The organism is Streptomyces sp. SID9727 (assembly GCF_010550605.1).
Lineage (GTDB): Bacteria > Actinomycetota > Actinomycetes > Streptomycetales > Streptomycetaceae > Streptomyces.
In genome coordinates, this window is record NZ_JAAGNI010000100.1 from 1 (window position 1) to 1987 (window position 1987).

The 1987-nt window shown below is 73.4% G+C and carries 1 protein-coding gene and 1 pseudogene; both read right to left on the bottom strand.

What is annotated here, in order from left to right:
• Window positions 1-81: 81 nt before the first annotated feature.
• Window positions 82-1635, bottom strand: a complete 1554-nt coding sequence (locus G3I41_RS05945; protein ID WP_164399252.1) for an AarF/ABC1/UbiB kinase family protein — start codon at window positions 1633-1635, stop codon at window positions 82-84.
• 41 nt (window positions 1636-1676) lie between these two features.
• Window positions 1677-1987 (bottom strand): annotated as a pseudogene (locus G3I41_RS05950) (ThiF family adenylyltransferase); the annotation flags it as partial.

The following is a 1987-nucleotide window of genomic DNA, read 5'->3' on the forward strand; positions in this document are numbered from 1 at the left end:
GGCGGGTGGGGGTTCGGCGGCCCGGCGGGGCCGGGTTCGCCATGCCCTGACCGCCCGCACCGCCCGCACCGCCCGGCCCGGCTAGCCGGCGTCCACGGTCTCGGCGGACCTCGGCGCCGGCGGCACGTGCTTCGTGCCCCGGGCCGGGCCCTGGTTCTCAGAGTCCAGGCCCTCCACGTCCTCCTGGTCCTCCAGGGCCTCCACGTCTCCCTGGCCTCCCTGGCCCTCCCGGTCGTCCTCCGCCTCCTCCGCGTCCCCCGCGTCCTCCGGCGCCAGGAACCCCGGCAGCCAGGATTCGAGTTCGTCGCGGAGCCGGACCGTGGCGCCGAGCTGGCACAGCACGCCGATCGTGCTCAGCGTCACCCGGTGTATCAGCAGGTAGGACGGCGGCAGGTTCAACTGCTTGCCCAACTGGTGCGCCGGGGAGCGCGGGTCCGCTATCCGGGCCGCCTGATGACGCATCCAGCTCCGGCTGAACGTGAACTCCTCCACCTCGGCCGGCTCGATGATCGGCAACAGGTAGTCCAGCACCGCGTCAGGCTCCAGGTCGATCGAGTCCTTGACGAACCCCTCCGCCCGCAGCATCTCGTAGACCGCGTCCGCCTCGCCCCCGAGCGTCAGCCGCAACGCGTCACCGATGGTCTGCGGCAAACCGCCCGGCAGCCGGTCCACCGTCCCGAAGTCCAGCACCCCCAGCCGCCACCGTGCAGCGTCCGCACCCTCGTCGCTCTCCTCGCCCGACGCGCCCGCCTCCGGGTCCGGGGGCAGCAGCCGGAAGTTGCCGGGGTGCGGGTCGGCGTGGAGCAGCCCGGTGCGCGCGGGGCCCGAGAAGAGGAACCTCGCGAGCAGCTGGCCGGCCCGGTCGCGCTGTCCGGCCGTGCCGTCGGCGATCACCTCGGCCAGCGGGACACCGTCCAGCCACTCGGTGACCAGCACCTGCGCCGACTGGTGGACCACCTCAGGGACCACGACGTCGGGATCCTCCGCGAACTCCTCGGCGTGCGCCCGCTGGGACCGCGCCTCCTGCTCGTAGTCCAGCTCTTCCGAAACCCGGTCCCGCAACTCCGTGATCAGCGGCTTGATGTCCATGCCCGGTACCAGTGGGCCCAGCAGCCGGGCGAACCGGCTGAGCTGCGTCAGATCCGAGAGCAGCGCCTCGCCCGCGCCCGGATACTGCACCTTCACGGCCACGTCCCGGCCGTCGTGCCAGACCGCCCGGTGCACCTGGCCGATCGACGCCGCGGCCGACGGCTTGTCGTCGAAGGTCAGGAACAGCTCCCGCCAGTCCGCGCCGAGCCGCTCCGCCAGTACCGCGTGCACCGTGCCGCTCGGCATGGGCGGAGCGGCCTCCTGGAGTTTGGTGAGCGCCGCGCGGTAGGGCCCCGCGACCTCCTCGGGCAGCGCGGACTCGAAGACGGACAGGGCCTGGCCGAGTTTCATCGCCCCGCCCTTCAGCTCCCCGAGGACCTTGAAGAGCTGGTCGGCGGTGCGCTGCTGCACCTCGCGGGCCACCAGCTCCGCCGACTTTCCGCCGATGCGCTTGCCCAGCCCCCAGGTGGCTCGGCCGGCGAAACCCAACGGCAGCGCGGCCAGCTTGGCGGTACGGGTGACCGCCTTCCGGGGAAGATCAGACATATGCCCCTCCAATTCCCAGACTGCCGCGCTGCGGGCGGCGGTTACCCGGCCATTGTGTCGTGCGCCGTGCCGGCTCCGGAGGCGCGGACCCCCTCAGTGTGACCGGCGGCGCCACAGGAACAGTCGAGGTGCGCCTCGATCCGTTCCGACCTCCAGTCCAACAGCGGCAGCGCCGCCTCCCACCGCGCACCGGTACTCACGGGCAACTCGCCGTCGAGGAAGGCCAGCGCGTGCGCCGCCGCGAGCCCCGCCACCGCCGTCGCCAGGGCCAGGTCGCACGCCTGCGCGGCGCCGCGCCGCCCGGACTGCCACTGCGCCAGCATGCGCGGCCACTGCGGGTCCCGGTCCCGCC

What these genes read in the sequence shown, in the direction of transcription:
- G3I41_RS05945 (WP_164399252.1), bottom strand. Translation starts at nt 1,635, where the DNA reads ATGTCTGATCTTCCCCGGAAGGCGGTCACCCGTACCGCCAAGCTGGCC.